General features: G+C 40.0%; 17 protein-coding genes, 1 tRNA gene and 1 pseudogene. 1 reads left to right on the top strand and 18 read right to left on the bottom strand.

Features of this window, described 5'->3' with window-relative positions; translation table 11 throughout:
- Positions 1-13 precede the first annotated feature (13 nt).
- On the top strand, positions 14-190 hold the full coding sequence (locus HMPREF3112_RS07790; RefSeq protein ID WP_002883513.1) for a DUF3042 family protein: 177 nt from the start codon (positions 14-16) through the stop codon (positions 188-190).
- Between the two features lie 127 nt (positions 191-317).
- Here the strand turns inward: HMPREF3112_RS07790 and HMPREF3112_RS11530 are convergent.
- From HMPREF3112_RS11530 to HMPREF3112_RS11765, 18 genes and pseudogenes are all read right to left on the bottom strand, one after another.
- Positions 318-1,567, bottom strand: a pseudogene (locus HMPREF3112_RS11530) (ISL3 family transposase).
- A gap of 197 nt (positions 1,568-1,764) precedes the next feature.
- Positions 1,765-2,217: a hypothetical protein gene (locus tag HMPREF3112_RS07780; protein WP_070439074.1), complete on the bottom strand. Its 453-nt coding sequence runs from the start codon at positions 2,215-2,217 to the stop codon at positions 1,765-1,767.
- On the bottom strand, positions 2,207-2,434 hold the full coding sequence (locus tag HMPREF3112_RS07775; protein WP_021145509.1) for a helix-turn-helix domain-containing protein: 228 nt from the start codon (positions 2,432-2,434) through the stop codon (positions 2,207-2,209). Before HMPREF3112_RS07775 ends, HMPREF3112_RS07780 begins: the two co-directional genes overlap by 11 nt.
- A 1,033-nt stretch (positions 2,435-3,467) precedes the next feature.
- Positions 3,468-3,539, bottom strand: a tRNA-Arg gene (locus HMPREF3112_RS07765).
- A 50-nt stretch (positions 3,540-3,589) separates the two neighbouring features.
- Positions 3,590-3,937: a 50S ribosomal protein L19 gene (rplS, locus tag HMPREF3112_RS07760; RefSeq protein ID WP_002883489.1), complete on the bottom strand. Its 348-nt coding sequence runs from the start codon at positions 3,935-3,937 to the stop codon at positions 3,590-3,592.
- Positions 3,938-4,064: 127 nt separating this feature from the next.
- The gene (locus HMPREF3112_RS07755) at positions 4,065-5,291 is read right to left on the bottom strand and encodes a voltage-gated chloride channel family protein (RefSeq protein ID WP_070439068.1); all 1,227 of its coding nucleotides are present in this window, start codon (positions 5,289-5,291) and stop codon (positions 4,065-4,067) included.
- A complete protein-coding gene (locus HMPREF3112_RS07750) occupies positions 5,288-5,572 on the bottom strand; it encodes a chorismate mutase (RefSeq protein WP_070439066.1) in 285 nt (94 codons plus the stop codon). Before HMPREF3112_RS07750 ends, HMPREF3112_RS07755 begins: the two co-directional genes overlap by 4 nt.
- A 73-nt stretch (positions 5,573-5,645) precedes the next feature.
- Positions 5,646-7,181, bottom strand: coding sequence for a ClC family H(+)/Cl(-) exchange transporter (locus HMPREF3112_RS07745; RefSeq protein WP_070439063.1), 1,536 nt, complete (start codon positions 7,179-7,181; stop codon positions 5,646-5,648).
- Between the two features lie 51 nt (positions 7,182-7,232).
- A complete protein-coding gene (locus HMPREF3112_RS07740; protein ID WP_002888085.1) occupies positions 7,233-7,676 on the bottom strand; it encodes a flavodoxin in 444 nt (147 codons plus the stop codon).
- Between the two features lie 368 nt (positions 7,677-8,044).
- Entirely contained in the window at positions 8,045-8,416 is a 372-nt protein-coding gene (locus HMPREF3112_RS07735) for a hypothetical protein (protein WP_037600183.1), read from the bottom strand.
- A gap of 12 nt (positions 8,417-8,428) precedes the next feature.
- A complete protein-coding gene (locus tag HMPREF3112_RS07730) occupies positions 8,429-9,148 on the bottom strand; it encodes a matrixin family metalloprotease (RefSeq protein WP_004182633.1) in 720 nt (239 codons plus the stop codon).
- A gap of 119 nt (positions 9,149-9,267) precedes the next feature.
- On the bottom strand, positions 9,268-10,050 hold the full coding sequence (locus HMPREF3112_RS07725; RefSeq protein ID WP_061652391.1) for an alpha/beta hydrolase: 783 nt from the start codon (positions 10,048-10,050) through the stop codon (positions 9,268-9,270).
- 134 nt (positions 10,051-10,184) lie between these two features.
- Positions 10,185-11,846 (bottom strand): ribonuclease J, encoded by a 1,662-nt coding sequence (locus HMPREF3112_RS07720; RefSeq protein WP_070439060.1) that lies wholly within the window; start codon positions 11,844-11,846, stop codon positions 10,185-10,187.
- A gap of 179 nt (positions 11,847-12,025) precedes the next feature.
- Positions 12,026-12,784: an ABC transporter ATP-binding protein gene (locus tag HMPREF3112_RS07715; RefSeq protein ID WP_045772081.1), complete on the bottom strand. Its 759-nt coding sequence runs from the start codon at positions 12,782-12,784 to the stop codon at positions 12,026-12,028.
- Complete coding sequence (locus tag HMPREF3112_RS07710) at positions 12,781-13,650, bottom strand: ABC transporter permease (RefSeq protein ID WP_002883493.1); 870 nt, start codon at positions 13,648-13,650, stop codon at positions 12,781-12,783. Before HMPREF3112_RS07710 ends, HMPREF3112_RS07715 begins: the two co-directional genes overlap by 4 nt.
- Positions 13,651-13,659: 9 nt before the next feature.
- On the bottom strand, positions 13,660-14,661 hold the full coding sequence (gene trpX / locus HMPREF3112_RS07705) for a tryptophan ABC transporter substrate-binding protein (protein WP_002890797.1): 1,002 nt from the start codon (positions 14,659-14,661) through the stop codon (positions 13,660-13,662).
- 135 nt (positions 14,662-14,796) lie between these two features.
- The gene (locus HMPREF3112_RS07700) at positions 14,797-15,018 is read right to left on the bottom strand and encodes a DUF4649 family protein (RefSeq protein WP_070439057.1); all 222 of its coding nucleotides are present in this window, start codon (positions 15,016-15,018) and stop codon (positions 14,797-14,799) included.
- 184 nt (positions 15,019-15,202) lie between these two features.
- Positions 15,203-16,761: LPXTG cell wall anchor domain-containing protein (locus tag HMPREF3112_RS11765; RefSeq protein WP_256262681.1), on the bottom strand; the 1,559-nt coding region annotated here is incomplete at its 5' end.

The raw sequence follows: 16,761 nt of genomic DNA, 5'->3' as shown, positions 1-16,761 counted from the left end.
GGAGGATAGTCTCATGGCTAAAAAACATTCATTCGCTAAAGGTGTCGCTACTGGTGTTATCGGAACTGCTGCTACTGTAGCAGGTGCTGTCTTCGCAGTTAAGAAAACCATTATCGAACCAGAAGAAAAGAAATTGGCTTTCATCGAAGAAAACCGTAAAAAAGCAGCTCGCCGTCGCGTAAGCCGCTAATAGTTAGGACCAGGGAAACCTGGTTTTTTTGATTACTTTTTTTAACACTTCTTCCATAACTAGGAGCGAAGACAAACTATTTTTTATGGCTCTTTGTCAACTGTAGTGGGTGACGAAAAGCTAACATCTAGAGAGGACCTGATAGGTTTTCTCTTTTTGTATGTTCAGAGTGATGAAAACACACTTCCTAAAGTTAATAAAGTTTCTAAAACCGAAGCCCAGACGTTTGATGTCTTTGATAAGCTTATTGGTCCCCTCCAATTTTGCATTTGAGTAATGTGTTTCTAGCGCATTTTTGATGTATGGTTTGTGTCTAAGGAAGGTCCTAAAGACAGTTTTGAAGTAATGATTAACCTTGCTTATATTCTCCTCTATGAGCTCAAAAAACTCATCTACCCTCTTCTCCTGAAAGTGAAACAGCAACAGCTGATAGAGGTTATAATAATTAGCGAGTTCTTCTGAGAAATTCAGTGTCTTCTTAACGACTTCATGTGGACTTAAGGTTTGACCAAAGGTCTTCGAGTGAAATGACTTACAAGATAACTTACGGCTGTCCTTTTGGAAGAGTCTCCAGTGATTTTTCAAGGCTCGGTAGGGTAGTGACTTCTTATCAAACTGATTCATAATGGCAATTCTTGTCTTTAAAAAGGCTCGACCAAGGTGCTGGATGATGTGGAAACGATCAATAATGATTTCGGCATTCGGGAAAAGTCTTCGAGCTAGTGGCATATAGGCTCCTGACATGTCCATCGTGATAAACCGTACCTTTTGTCGTACTTTCAATGGATACTTCAAAAAGTGGTTTCGAATAGTGGTTTGACGGCGATTATCAAGGATGGTTATAAGTTTGTTGGTCTCATAGTTTTGCGCCACAAAAGCGAGTTCACCTTTCTTGAACCCAAACTCATCCCAAGACATAACAGCTGGGAGCTTGTCATAATGCTCCTTGAAAGTAAACTGGTCAAGCTTACGATAGACAGTGGACGTTGATACACGAAGTCTTCTGGCAATATCTGTTAGTGACACCTTTTCAGTAAGGAGCTGTGCAACTTTTTGCCGGACTAGATTGGAGATTTGGCAGTTTTTCTCAACGATTGATGTCTTAGCTACCGTGACTCTCCTACAACTTTTACACTGGAAACGACGCTTTTTAAGACGTAATAGTGTAGGTGTTCCAGCTTGTTCAAGGAGAGGAATTTTAGAAGGCTTTTGAAAGTCATATTTGATCATCTTTCCTTGGCAGTGAGGGCATGGTGGTGCAGGGTAATCGAGTGTTGCTTGAACCTTGATGTAGGTATCTTTTTCAAAAACAAGAGAAATAATGATGTGTGGGTCTTTAATTCCGATTAATTCTGTGGTATTCTTAATAAGTCTCATAAGTTCTTCCTAATGATGGTTTGGTTGCTTTTCATTATAGTTCTTATGGGACTTTTTGTCTGCATTCAAAAAGCTCTATAATCTCTATGGTGGTTTTACCCACTACAGAAATTATAGAGCCTTTATTCGGAATAGTTGAGACCCTTTTTGATTACTAACTGTAAGATCGATATAGGTCAAACTTAAGTTGTTTCTTATCATTTTTCTTCTCTTAAAACCAATAAATTATTTCCTGAATAATTTGAATAAATCTTCACTGAACTAACTGATTCAACTTTTATCTGTTTTACCGAAAAATATGTTTTACTATTATAGCGAATATTGAAATCATGCTCAGATTCTTTTCTAATATTTTTAAAAGAATCATTATTGAGGTTAAATTCTGACTTTCTAATTGATTCAATATTTTCTTTTGTGCTCATTACGTAAATATAACCAGTAAAATCCTTAATAGCTATATCCATTTTTTCACCATTTTTTTGTTCTAATACTTGTTTTATCCCTAAACCTTCAGTATCTTCTTTGGAAGATTCTCGATGGATTTCTGATGTAACATCTTGCACTGTATCTTTAATTCCTAGACCACATGATATAAGTATTAATGAGACTAAAAAAGTAACCAGAGTCATCAGTATCTTTTTATTTTTCATTATCATTACTCCTTTTATTATATTCAAAAATATCACCAGGTTGACAATTGAGTTCTCTACAAATATTCAACAGTGTCAAAAACCGTATTCCCTTAGCTTTACCAGTCTTTAAAATTGATAAATTTGCTTCGGTGATATCAATCCTTTTAGCTAATTCTTTAGATGTAATGTTCCTAGACTTAATCACTTCATCTAATTTTATCTTAATTTCTTCCATATCATCAAATTATCTCCTCGTTTTCTTTTTGTATATGTTCTCCTTTTTTAAATATGATAATCAATAAATAATTCAATATCAAGAACAATACGTTAACTAAATAGTTTTTTATTGAAAAATCAAATAATCCACTAACATTAGTTGTGTTCAAGTAATTAATGATTAGGTTTATTAATAATTGAAAAATTGTTAAACTAAGCAAAAATAGGAAAGAGTTTTTTATATATTTTAAATTTTTAGTATTAAAATATATATTGTTGCTAAAATATAAAAGTAATATGCTCCAAATTTTTAATAGTTTTATAGTTATAAAGCATATAGCTATTGTCATAAAAAGGATCAACAAAGGAAAAATAATTGGAACTTTGATTATAATATTCCCATAATCAAATATAAAGTTTCCATGACTTCTCTGTCCTCCGAAGAAAATTCCCGCTACACCCACTAGTAATAGCAAACCGACGAACCAAACGACATATCGCACAAGGGATAGAATATAGCTAATTATTTTTAAGAATTTATTCATAAAAAACACCTTTATTATTGTGATACAATAATTATCTTTCTGAAATTATTGTATCGCAATAATCTATTTGCGTCAATTATTTTTAAATATTATTGGGACATAAAAATAATAGCCAATATTCGATCAAATCAGTGCATAACTATTTATTTTTTATATGAGTATTATCCAGAAAATCATATCCCCGTTTTGGTATGTAATTACATATAGTGGGTGGTGGTTTATTTATTTCGCACCTCCGGAGCGAAACGAACTGAAAGTCACATAAAAAGCATCTCAAAGCTATTCTAAATAGGCTCTATAATCTCTATGGTGGTTTTACCCACTACAGAAATTATAGAGCCTTTTTTATTCGTTTTTGACTAAGAAACTATGCTAGGAAATAGGACAGAGTCCCTTGTCATTTCAAAAAAACACCTATCTCGCAACAGGTGTTAATCAACTTTAAATAAAATTTGGGGCAGAATGTGGACAAAACGCTTTAAAACCGCATGGTTAAAGGCTAAAAAATGTCCCCTGCCGGAATCGAACCAGCAACGACTCCTTAGGAGGGAGTTGTTATATCCATTTAACTAAGAGGACTTATGAAAAAATCTGCCACGAGGACAGATTTTTTTGTTGAAATCTGTAAATTATTTACGGATTTCTTTGATACGTGCAGCCTTACCTTGCAAAGCACGCAAGTAGTAAAGTTTAGCACGGCGGACTTTACCGTAGCGTACAACTTCAATCTTTTCAACACGTGGAGTGTGGATTGGAAAAGTACGTTCTACACCGATACCGCTTGAAATTTTACGAACTGTGTACATTTCTGAGATCCCTTGACCTTTGCGTGAAATAACTACACCTTCAAAGATCTGGATACGTTCGCGAGTTCCTTCGACAACTTTCGCGTGAACGCGAACTGTGTCACCAGGACGGAATGATGGGATGTCAGTACGAAGTTGACCTTCTGTCAAACTTTGGATCAATGGATTCATTTTTATATACTCCTATCTTACTAATCTTAAGAGCAACCTCTGTGTCTCAGCGGATTAGCCGTTATTTTTGTGTGTCCATTACACACTCTTAGTATCTTATCAAAAAATTATCAGGTTGTCTAGTATCTTATTGCATTTCTAGCATTTTTTGTTGCCCATAAATGCTCGTCTTATGATTGATGAGGTAAGCAAAAGCCATGACAATCGCATAAGGAATTGCATTGACGGGACCAAAGACTTCAATGCCAATGAAAATAGGCGCTAAAAGGGTATTGGTACTGCTACCAAAGACAGACAGATAGCCTAGACCTGCTACAAGTGGAATTGGAAGGCCTAGAACTGGTGCTAAAACAGCACCAAGACTTGCTCCGATGGCAAACAAAGGAGTTACTTCCCCTCCTTGGAAACCAAGAGATAAGGTAAAGACGGTAAGGAGCAATTTCAAGAGCCAATCCAATGGATAAATGGTACCACCACCAACACTTAAAGCAATCAAATTCGTTCCAAGACCTGTATAGCGTCCCTTCCACAAAATCAAAAGAAGACAGGTTAAGACGACACTTCCTAATAGAACACGATAATAAGGATTTGGGAGCAGACTTGCTACTTTCTTTTTAGCTAGTGACAAGAGATAAGCAAAGAGATTTCCTACTAGACCAAAGGCCAGACCTAAAAGAGCTAATTTCATAAACGTCTCAAGGTCAATAGTCAAACTTTCGGATACAAAGTGGCTAAATTTTTCAAGACCTAAGAGATGGCTTGTCGTACTAGCCACAAAAGATGCAATAAGAGTCGGTACCAAGATTGGCAGACTTAACTGTCCTAGGGTCAAGACCTCAAGAGCAAAGAAGGTCGCAGCGATTGGTGTTTGAAAGAGCCCTCCAAAACCAGCTGCCATCCCCATGGTCAAGAAAATGCGTGAAGCATTAGGGAGCTTAAAGTAGCGACTAAAAGCATGGGAAACTGTGGCTCCGAGCTGAACAGCAACTCCCTCACGACCTGCAGATCCCCCGAATAGGTGGGTCAGCCATGTGGTCACAGTCACAAGTGGAATTAACCTTAGGGGGACTTGATCCTCCTCATTATGTCCTACCTTGAAAATCAATCCCATTCCCTGTGCTGCCTTGCCAGCAAGCTTTTGGTAAAGGTAAACTATCAAAAGGCCTGCTAAAGGAAGTGCTGGGACCAGATAAAAGATATGCTGGTCACGGCATTCCGAGAGTCCTATAAGCACGCGCCCAAAAACAGCATCAATCAGTCCAACCAGCACCCCTAACAAGATTGCATAAAGACTTAACATTACTAAATGTAAGTAAGAAAGACCTTGACTATCACTTAATTGTTTTACTTTCATTCTAGATGCCTACTTTTTTCCAGCTTACTTGCTTGATAAATGCGTGAACGCTTCATAATATCCGCAAAACTTGCGACGATAGCTTCTTTATATTCGGGATTAAGGACACTAGCGCCTACCTTGTCTAACAGGGCCTGCTCTCGTTCGGGATCATAAATCGCCTTTCCGGTGCGTTGTTTATAAGCACTTACTCGAGTTACCAATTTCATACGTTCTTCCAACAAAGCCACAATCTCATTATCAACGGTGTCTATCTGTTGGCGAATCTCATTTAAGTCCATACTGACCTCCTTTTTTCTCTTCATTATAACAAAAATGACCTGAGGACAAAAGAGCCTCAAGCCATTGAATTGCTTATAAAAAGAGTTTTCTTACCTGACTGATATTACTTTCATTAACAACCAAATATAAGGTTGCTCCAGCTTTTAGACGTGTGTCTCCATGAACAACCTCAGACTGGTCTTGAAAAATCTGAGTGGAAATCAAAACCCCGTCAGGTAAGGTTAAATCCTTAACCAATCGACCAGCCAAACTATCTGTAACTGGTAAATCAATCATCGTCGGGATATTATCAACTTGTTTTGGTTCGTGAGCAATCAGATTGTGAAGCATGGCTTCATAGACGGGTTCTCCTCCCATGAAATCCATGACGAGATAGGCAATCAGAGTCACAACTCCGATTGTCATCAATTGGTGAAGGTCACCCACCATCTCAGTCACTAAAATCATAGCAGTTAGCGGTGCCTTGGATACCGCACCGAAATAACCAGCCATACCAAGAATGATAAAAATAGGGAACTGACTGACTTGTAAGAATCCTAGATTTTCAAAAGCTACCGCAAAGACGCTACCAGAAAGAGCACCTAAAGTCAAAATCGGCAAGAAAATCCCACCAGGAAAACCTGAACCAAAGGACAACATACTCCAAATAAATCGAATAGCCAAGTAGAGGATGGCCACAGTTAGAGCAGGATGTAAACCATTTAGGGCAAGAATCAATTCATTCCCACCACCTAAAAGATATGGAAAATAGAGGCCTATAGGAATGATGAACAGAACTGCCAGAAGGCCATGAAAATGAGATGGCAAGTGGAAGATTTTCCCTAACCCTTGGTAGACCTTACCAATACGTAAGACAACCCACTCATAACCGTATCCAAGCACACCTAGAAAAATCCCCAAGACAATAAAAATCCAATAATCTTTCAAAGGAAATACGGGTAATTTTTCTGTCATAGCGAGAACCGGAACCTGACCAAAGATCCGTAAGGAAACAGCATTAGCCACTAAAGATGCCGTTAAAGCTGTCACCCAAACATGACGCGAGAAATGATGATAGACTTCTTCGACAACAAACAAAAGACCGGCAATCGGGGCATTAAAGGCAGCCGATAACCCTGCTGCAGCTCCTGCAGCAATCAAGAAGCGCTTTTCACGTGCAGAGAGCTTAAGACTCTCAGCTAAGCCCTTAGCAGTCATAGCACCAAGTTGAATACTAGGGCCCTCACGTCCCAGCATAAGTCCCATTGAAATCCCAAGGGCTCCACCTAGGAACTTACGCCATAATACTGACCACCAAGACGGATGTAAGAGCCCCATCAGTTCCCCTTCAACATGGGGAATTCCTGAGCCCTTGATGTCTTTTTCCTGCTTAATAAGGTAACCAATAAAAAGTGCAATCAAGAGATTAACCAGGACAATTCCCAAAATCAAAAGTGGATTATGAAGGGCGTCTTTGTATATAGCTACAGAAAATGCGGCCCCTTTGGCAATTAACCAGCGAAAAAGACTGACCACTGCTCCTGCCGTCACCCCCACTAAGAGCCCTCGCCAAACGGACCAAAGGAGATGTTGAGATTGCGTCCTAAAATCTCTTTCTATTTCATTCATAAATACTCCATTTTTAACTACAATAAAAGCAGACTTTACTCTGCCTTTTTCTTATGCTAATGCTTCTGAAATTTTTTCAGCGAAAGCTTCGAGGTTCTCTATATCTTCATCTTCAGCAGAAAGATCAACCTTGACACTGTCTGCTCCTTTAGTCGCCCCTGTGAAGGTGAATTGATTTTCAAATTCATCAACTGAGTGACAGAAATAATCGTAGAAAGTATCTCCTGAACCTACAACACCAAAGATTTTACCTGACAAATCGAGATCAGCCAAATCTTCGTAAAAGTCAACGATTTCATCTGGCAACTCACCATCACCATAAGTGTAAGTCGCTACAATACAGATGTCCGCATCTTCAAAATCAGCGGCATCAACCGTTGTACACTCGTCTACATCTACAGTGTGACCCAATTCTTCCAATTTTTTGGCAACGATATCTGCGATTTCTTCCGTGTTACCGGTCATACTGGCATAAACGATTTTTGCTAAAGCCATAATGTCCTCCAAAATAATAAATTAGCTATATTATATCATATTTCTTCAGAAAATAAATGACCTAATAACTCAAAAAAACTGCCCTGATTGGCAGTTTTAAATTGACATTAATTCTTCTTTTTAGACTTTTCTTAGGTGAGTGCGGACGCTAGCGACTTCCTTCGGAATTCCATAGCTAAGTTTTGAGCCTAATGCCTCAAAACTTCCGAGTGCCTAAAGCTTTTAAACTTTAGGCACTTTTCTCACAACGAAAAGTCTTGTCTACAGCTCGCTCTGAAATTATTAAAGGAACTATCTCATTTCATCTACAGAAATTAGTCTATGTTTTGATAGCCAAGTCACTTGTTAGAGGAAACTAAAACTGCCCATTAGGACAGTTTTAGATTTTGTAAAAGTTCAAAATGTCGATAGACTAGCCATAAGCCAACACCAACTAACAGAATGATAATCACTGCTCTCATGAGACCTCTAAGAAAAGTCAAGAGCCAAGTGAGAAGCATAGAGGTGATTAGCCAACTCCATCCAGAAGCACTGTAAAGGGTTTGAATACTCTCTATGGAATGACTAGTCAGCGTTTTTACCCAAGTGGGAATATAAATCCAAATGCCATCACCTGATAGGCCCAAACGATTGGCAATCATGGTTCCTGTTGTTTGCAACCAAGTAAAGACCCCAGCATTGAAAAGAAAAAGGAAGGTTTGCATGGGGTAACGTCTAGCAAGGCGTTTCAAATAGCGCATGACAGCCCCTCCTTAATTAGCATAAAGAGCATGGACCGTATCGATATCCACCTGTTGAATCCCGTAATAAGATCCTGCTGATTGCATAACGGATGTCTTAGAGTCATCATGGTCTAAGCCAATGGCATGTCCCAATTCGTGTTCAGCCGTATTCACAATACGCTTGTGAGTATAACCAAAATCACTATTCAAGAGGAAATAACGGTTCAACTTCACATCAACATGAGTGATGCGGTTGGTCAAAACATTGGTTTGAGTGTCTGCTAAACCTGCTGCCTGTGAATTCGCATCAGAGTAGTCTGTCGCAACAATGTCAGCTGTTGAGGCATCATCAGTTAAAGTAAAAATGAAAGCACCCGTGTTATTCCAGTTGGTAATAGCTTCCTTATAAGCAGCTACCAAGGTTTCATCGGTAGATTGAATATAGATGCTGGCAGTATTTTGTGCCCATCTAGCTCCATTAGACTCTGGAATGGTATCTGTCGTTGATAGGTTAGAGACAACCTTTTCAACATCACTAGTACTGGTACCACTAAACCCCAGCTCTACTTGATGAAAGGCTTGGTTAATGTTTGTGGCTAAGGTACTTGAAGAATTATTGGCATAGTAGACGAGTCCATAACCAATAAGGGCTAGGACTAGGGCAAGTTTAAATATAGCCCAAATAAGATTCCAAATAAATTGTAAAAGAAGTTTGGGAATATAGAAGATTACTCTGAATAATTTTTTCATTATTGAGCCTCCTTTTCGAAACTTCCCCTAGTATATCAAGCTCTAATAGTTCTGACAAGTAAAAAATATCACTTTAAGCTTTTATCATCTCTTTGATAAGATGTTACAAACTTGACCTATTAAGACAAACGTTCTTCTTTAACGTAATCAATAGGTAACCATTCTAAGTAGGCTTCTAGTTGTTTTTCCCAATAATACCATTCATGTCTTCCATGGTCCGTGCGGTAGTCAATGTCCAAACCAAGAGCTTTCAAATCAGCTACTGCTTTGTTTTGAGAGTCAAAAAGGAAATCCTCAAGACCACACCAGGCAAAGAATTTGGTTTTCTTGTCATGTTGTTTGGCTAGATTGACCAGTTTATGCTGCTCAATGTCTTTTCCTTCTAAATCTCCAAAGACACCTTGCCAGTATTCCTTAGACTCACTCGTTTCATCAGTAATCATCTCCACTGATAATCCAAGGGCACCAGAGAAGGAACCCGCACAAGCAAAGTTATTTGTCGTTAAGGCGAGTTTGAAAGACCCATAGCCACCCATAGAAAGTCCAGCGATAAAAGTCTTTTCACGCTTCTTAGTCATACTTGGGAAGAAACGTTGCATGACTTGAGGAAGCTCCTTAGCAATGGCATCGTAATACTTAACACCGTATTTGGTATTTGTATACCATCCATTTTCAGAGTTAGGCATAATAACGATAAGATTAGTCTTACGAAGGAGACGCTGAATATTGGTACGAAAGGCCCAAGAATTATGATTTCCCCCCATGCCATGAAGGAGATAGAGAACCGGAATGTCCGTATCACTTTCCGTTTCAGCAATCTGGTCGCGGTCTGGATATATGACATCTACTTGACGGTACTGTCCTAGAACATCTGAAGAGTATTCAATTTGAAAAAAAGCCATTGTATTTTCCTTTCTAAATGTCAGAAAAGCTGGGGTATCCCAGCTTCTGCTTTAAGATGAAAATCTTGTTGAGATTTACCTCTATTTCGATGAATGCAAGTAAGACGCTCACATCCTTATTGTAACATCAATGATTAACGTACTTCCATGACTACCGGAAGAATCGCTGGGCGACGTTTAGTTTGGTCAAAGAGGAACTTGGCTACATCGTCTCGAACAGCTCCTTTAAGTTCACCCCAATCGAAGCTGTCTCCTGCCAAGTAATTTTCAACTGTAGCATTGACAATGTCAGCTGCCTCACGGAGAATGTCACGGCTCTTCTTAACATAGACGAACCCACGTGTATTCACACGCGCTTTAGAGACAATCTTACGTTCCTTCTTGTTCACAGTAATAGCTACGATAAAGATACCATCTTCAGACAAGACCTTGCGGTCACGAAGGACGATATTACCCACATCACCAATGGCATTACCGTCGATCATCACATCACCAGCTGGAACAGCTCCTTCATGAAGGAAACCTTGATCTTCAGACAAGTGCATGATATCACCGCGTTTAACGATATAAATATTTTCTGGAAGAATACCAACATCCAAGGCTAACTCTGCATGGGCTTGAAGGTCACGGTACTCACCTTGGACAGGGAAGAGATACTGTGGACGAAGGAGATTAATCATCAATTGAAGTTCACGAGCATTGGCATGTCCAGATACACGAAGGCTCTGCGTAATCATCTTAACAGTTCCACCAGCCTTATAGATAGCGTTGTTGACACGTGCCACTACAGCTTCTTTAGCAATGCTTGGAGTTGTTACGATATAAACCAGATCTCCATCCTTAATTTGAACGTAACGGTGACGACCAACAGCCATCTTTTGGAGACCATCGATTGGTTCACCCATACGACCATTTTCAAGGATAATCAACTCGTGGTCTTCAAACTTGTTCATGTCTTTTGGTTTGACAATAAGTTTTTCATGCTCCACAGTCAATTTTTTGAGACGGATGGCTGTGCGGACAATATTTTCAACGTCAAACCCAGTAAGAACAACGCGACGTCCGTGATCAGCTGCTGAATCGAAGACTTGTTGAATACGTACCAAGTTTGAGGCAACTGCAGCAACAATAACACGTCCTTCTGCATCGGCAATGACTTGGTCAATTTCTTGACCAACTTCTGCTTCCGAAGCTGTTTGTTCAGTACTTGTCGCATTTGCTGAATCTGACAAGAGGGCCAAAACACCTTCACGGCCGATTTCAGCCAAACGACCTAAATCAGTTTTGTAGTAAGGACGGGCAGCTTGGTCAAACTTGAAGTCACCAGTATAGACAATATTACCTTGGTCAGTTCCAAGAACAATCCCCATTGATTCTGGAATAGAGTGCGTTGTTTTGAAGAATGAAACTTCAGCATTCTCAAATTCAATTTCAGTTTCTGCGTCAATAACATGGAAATTATTGAATTTCTTAACGCCAGCATTCTTCACAAAAAGCTTAGCCAACTCAATTGTGAGTGATGATCCAAAAACTGGTGCTTTGACTTCTTGCAAGATATAAGGTAGGGCACCAATGGCATCAGCATGTCCATGCGTCAAGAAAATCCCTTGGATACGATCTCTATTTTCAATCAAGTAATCTAAGTTAGGAATGACAAAGTCAACACCTAGTTGTTCATTTTCAGGATACTTTAGACCAGCATCCAAGATAAAGATAGAGTCGTTAATCTCAACAATATAGAGGTTCTTAGCATTTTCACGTACTCCACCTAGGGCAATAATTTTAATATCGCTCATGCTTGTTTTTCTCCTTTTTAGTTTGACTCTCTTCTAGAGCCTATTTTTACAGACGGTCCAAGAAGCTGAACGTTCGTGCGAACAGTCTCCTTGTCGATTTACAGGCCACAACAAAAAGTTGCATACTCTTTAAGTATACAACTTTTTAGCTTATTTTACAATTTAGAGTCAGACGAGACTTACTCAAACATAGCGTAGTAGTCTGTGATATCTAATTGACCTTTTTCTTCCTTGGTAAGGTCTTTAATGATTTGACCATCCTTCATAACGATAAGACGATTTCCGTATTTAAGGGCATCTTCCATATGGTGAGTAATCATCAAGGCTGTCAAGTGGTCGCCCGTCACAAACTCATCGGTCAACTCCATGAGAGCCACACTTGTCTTAGGATCCAAGGCTGCGGTATGTTCGTCTAAGAGCAAGAGCTCAGGACGTTTAAGTGTCGCCATCAAAAGACTGAGTGCTTGACGCTGACCCCCTGAGAGGAGACCTGCTGGTGTATCTAAGTGTTTTTCTAAACCATTACTGATACGTTCAATCAGACCTTGAAATTCCTCTGTGTAGAGATGAATTTGGCGTGATTTAAGACCTCGTTTTTCGCCACGGTATTTGGCAATCAAAAGATTTTCTGCAACCGTCATACGAGGTGCTGTTCCCATTTTAGGATCTTGGAAGACCCGTGAGAGGTACTTGGCACGTTTCTCAGCAGGCAGAGACGTAACATCCTCACCCATGATGAAAATCTGACCACTGGTCAACATGAGGGTCCCTGCAATGACATTGAAGAGGGTTGATTTTCCAGCACCATTTCCACCAAGAATGGTAATAAAATCACCTTCTCTAATGGTAAGATTGACATGGTCCAGGATGGTTTTTTCGGTATCAAAACCATTATTAACCTTAACAGTCGCATCTTTAAGTTCTACAATAGCTGTCATCGTGATAAGGTCACCCCCTTAAAGAATTTTCGGCGTAGGACAGGCGAGATCAAGCAAATGGCCAGAACAATCGCACTAAAGAGTTTGAGGTAGTTCGTGTTAAAGCCAAGAGCGATAACTGCTGTCAAAAGGAACTGATAGAGGATTGAACCAATACAGATGGCAATCAAACGTTCCAACAGAGTCAAGTTAGTCGCATAGAGGACCTCACCAATGATGATGCTGGCAAGACCAATGACGATAACACCAATACCTTTAGAAACATCGGCATAACCGTCCTGTTGGCTAATCAAGGCTCCTGAGAGGGCAATGATACCGTTTGAGATAACAAGACCCATCACTTCCATATTGTCTGTGTTGATACCAAAAGATTTGGCCATGTCTCTATTATCACCTGTGGCAATATATGCTTGTCCTAGGCGCGTGTTAAGAAAGGCAATCAAGGCAGTGATAACAATGGTTACAGCAATGAGACCAACAATCAAGAGGTTGTAGTCCTTGCTGAAAGGAAGTAAATCTTGAATAGTCTTAATATCAAGAAGTCCTAGGTTGGCCCTTCCCATAATCATAAGCATGACTGAGTTAAGAGAAGTCATGACCAAAATCCCTGCCAAAATAGTAGGAATTTCTCCCTTAGTATAGAGGAGACCAGTCACAAGTCCAGCACCACAGCCGGCCAAAACAGCAACCAAGGTTGCTAAAATTGGGTTCCAACCAAAGTTCATAAGAGTTACTGCTACTGCCCCACCAAGAGGAAAGGAACCTTCTGTTGTCAAATCAGGAAAATCCAAAATACGGAAAGTCATGTAAATCCCAAGACCTAGGATTCCGTATAGAAGCCCCTGATAAATAGATGAAATAATCATAAGTCCTCCTTATTTATCAGCTTTAACAGCGATGTCTGACTGTTTAAGCACATCGTCAGGGATGGTGATGTTGAGGTCTTGAGCAACTTTAAGGTTGAGCGTTGGAGTACCATCATCAATAACATCAACTGGGACATCCTTAACTTTCTTACCTTTAAGAACCTTAACAGCACTACGAGCTGTGGCTTTTCCAAGTTCATATTGGCTTTGAGCAACTGAGGCCAAACCGCCCTCTTTCACCATAGTATCGACAGTCGTATAAACTGGAATCTTAGCTTGGTTGGCTGATGAGATTACTGTTGAAAAGGCTGAGGCAATAGTATTATCTTGAGGTGTCCAGATAGCATCTACCTTACCAGTCATGACTGACATAGTTGTATTGATTTCATTGGTTGATGGTACGGCATACTCGACCACATTTAGACCATCTTTTTCAGCAAATTTCTTAAAGCTCTCAACCTGTGATTTGGAATTATCCTCGCTTGAAGCGTAGAGAATACCAATTGTCTTAGCATTTGGTGTCAATGATTTGACCAATTCCACTGTCTGCTTAATCGGCACTTGGTTAGAGGTACCAGTGACATTGCCTTCTGGATGCTTGAGGTCCTTAACCAATTTGGCCCCAACAGGGTCTGAGATAGCTCCCATAATAACTGGAATATTCTTGGTAGCTGCCGCTAGTCCTTGTGCTGCTGGCGTTGCAATACCGATAACGACATCATTCTTGTCATTGACCAATTGTTTGGACATGGTTTGAATTTTAGACTGGTCTCCTTCGGCATTTAGGAGGGTGATTTTAACCTTGTCTCCCTTATAACCAGCTTCCTTAAGACCATCCTCAATTCCCTTCTCGATTTGATCCAGGGCATCGTGAGTCACGAACTGGAGGATTCCTACTTTGACGACCTTATTAGCATCTTGGTGCTCTTTTTTGAAAAGATCTGTACCAATAGAACCGAGCGTCAAGATAGCTAAGAAAACCAAAGTCCAAATTAAACGCTTGTTTTTCATATGTGTCTCCTTCTATAAATTCTTCCTTTCTATTGTAAGTCATTTTCAGTCAATTAGCAATATTCTTAATTTATAAAAATTACCTTTCTCAAAGAAAAAGAATCAGAACACGATGTCTGATTCTTTTTCCTATTATTACTGATATTGTGTCAAGTCTAGCTTCATAATATAAAAGTAAAGGTCGCCATATTGTCCTTTGTAGCCAATATCATGTCCGTTTATAGTCACCTTAGTGACTGGCGTTGAATCCGGTAAGGCAATCCAACAAGCTTGCTGTGCTCTGACAAATTCATTGTAATCTTCAAAAGATGTGTATTTTTCTTGCTTTGCAGTATTTAAATAAGTTACTTCAATCATTGATGAGCCTCCTTAAAATCCTTTAACTAAAGTCTAGATTACTCTTCCTAGAGACCAAAGTCAATCATGACGACTTAAATGGCGAAGCATTCAGAGTATATAAATAGACCCCATGGTAAATACCATGAGGTCTATTTTGATTGGATTCTGGATTCTTAATATCCTAAACGACTGTTAAATCATTTTACTGTTTACGTCGTTTTCCGGCAAAGAGTCCAAATCCTGCTAGAAGACTCGCCAAACCGACGATTGCAAGGTCTGAATCCTCGCTACCAGTTTCTGGAAGTTGAGCTGTCTTATCAGTTGGATTGATAAAGCGTGCTTCTTCTTTCGTTTCTGGAAGGACCGGAGCCTTAGGCTCTTCTGTTTGTGGAGCTGGCTGTGGCTCTGGTGTCGGAGTTGTATCCGGTACTGGTGTTGGAGTCACAATTTGTTTGTAGATGTGTTGAGTATTACCATTTTCATCTACAACTGTCTTCACAAATTCATAACCTGGGATGTCTTTCTTCGGTTGTTGGCCATCTTCGGTTGGGTAGCCTGGAATTGGCTTACCATTTTCATCAACATATGATGTCGTTACTTGCTCGTAGACATGTTCGATATCACCATTTGGCAATTTCTTAGTTTCTACAAAGCGGTAACCTGGAATGTCAGCTTTTGGTTGCTCACCATCAACTGTAGGATATCCTGGGATTTCCTTACCTTCTTTATCGACAAACTTAGTGATTGGAAGGACAGTTGGTGTGTAGGTAGCTGAAGCTTTAGTTCCGTTCACATCTTCACGAACCACTGTGACTGCTGGTGCAGTTCCTGTAAATTCAGGTTCTGGAGTGAAGGTTACAGTTCCATCTGCTGCTACTGTGTAGGTACCAACACCTGAAATAGTCTTGGTCGTTGAACCATCGTCAAATGTTGCTGGAACTTGGTTATTCATTGGTACACGGCTATCGCCTTCAGTAAAGCTTGGCTTACCTGTTTGCGTTTGACCCTTATTACCAATTGAAGTAACTGATTCTGCAGTTGGTGTTACTGGTGTAACGGTTGGTGTATAGGTAGCTGTAATAGCTGTACCGTTCTTATCAACACGTTTCACAGTCACGCCTGTACCTGTTCCTGTGAATGCTTTTTCTGGAACGAAGGTTACTGTTCCGTCTGAAGCAACTGTGTAAGTTCCTTCACCTGGGATAACTTTCGTTGTTGAACCATCCTCAAATGTCGCTGGAACGTCATCATCCATTGGGACACTTGGGTTACCTGGCGTGAAGCTTGGTTTACCTGTTTGCGTTTGACCTTGGATGTCTGTAGATGTTGCAGGTTCACCTGTTGGAGTCACAGGAGTTACGGTTGGCGTGTAAGTTGCTGAGGCTTTGGTTCCGTTCACATCTTCACGAACAACTGTCACTGCTGGAGCTTCACCAACGAATGATTTCTCAGGTACGAATGTAACTGTTCCGTCTACTGCTACTGTATAAGTACCAACGCCTTCTACTGTCTTAGTTGTTGAACCATCGTCAAATGTTGCTGGAACGTCATCGTTCATTGGCACACGGCTATCACCTTCGGTGAATACAGGTTTACCAGTTTGTGTTGCACCCTGGATGTCAGTAGATACTGCTGGAGTTGCAGTCGGTGTGACTGGTGTAACAGTTGGTGTGTATGTCGCAGAGGCTTTAGTGCCGTTCATGTCTTCACGAACGACTGTGACTGCTGGTGCAGTTCCAACAAATGATTTTTCTGGTACAA

The organism is Streptococcus sp. HMSC10E12 (assembly GCF_001807855.1).
Lineage (GTDB): Bacteria > Bacillota > Bacilli > Lactobacillales > Streptococcaceae > Streptococcus > Streptococcus salivarius.
The sequence above is the reverse complement of the archived record's forward strand: the minus strand, read 5'-3'. Positions and strand labels throughout refer to the sequence as shown.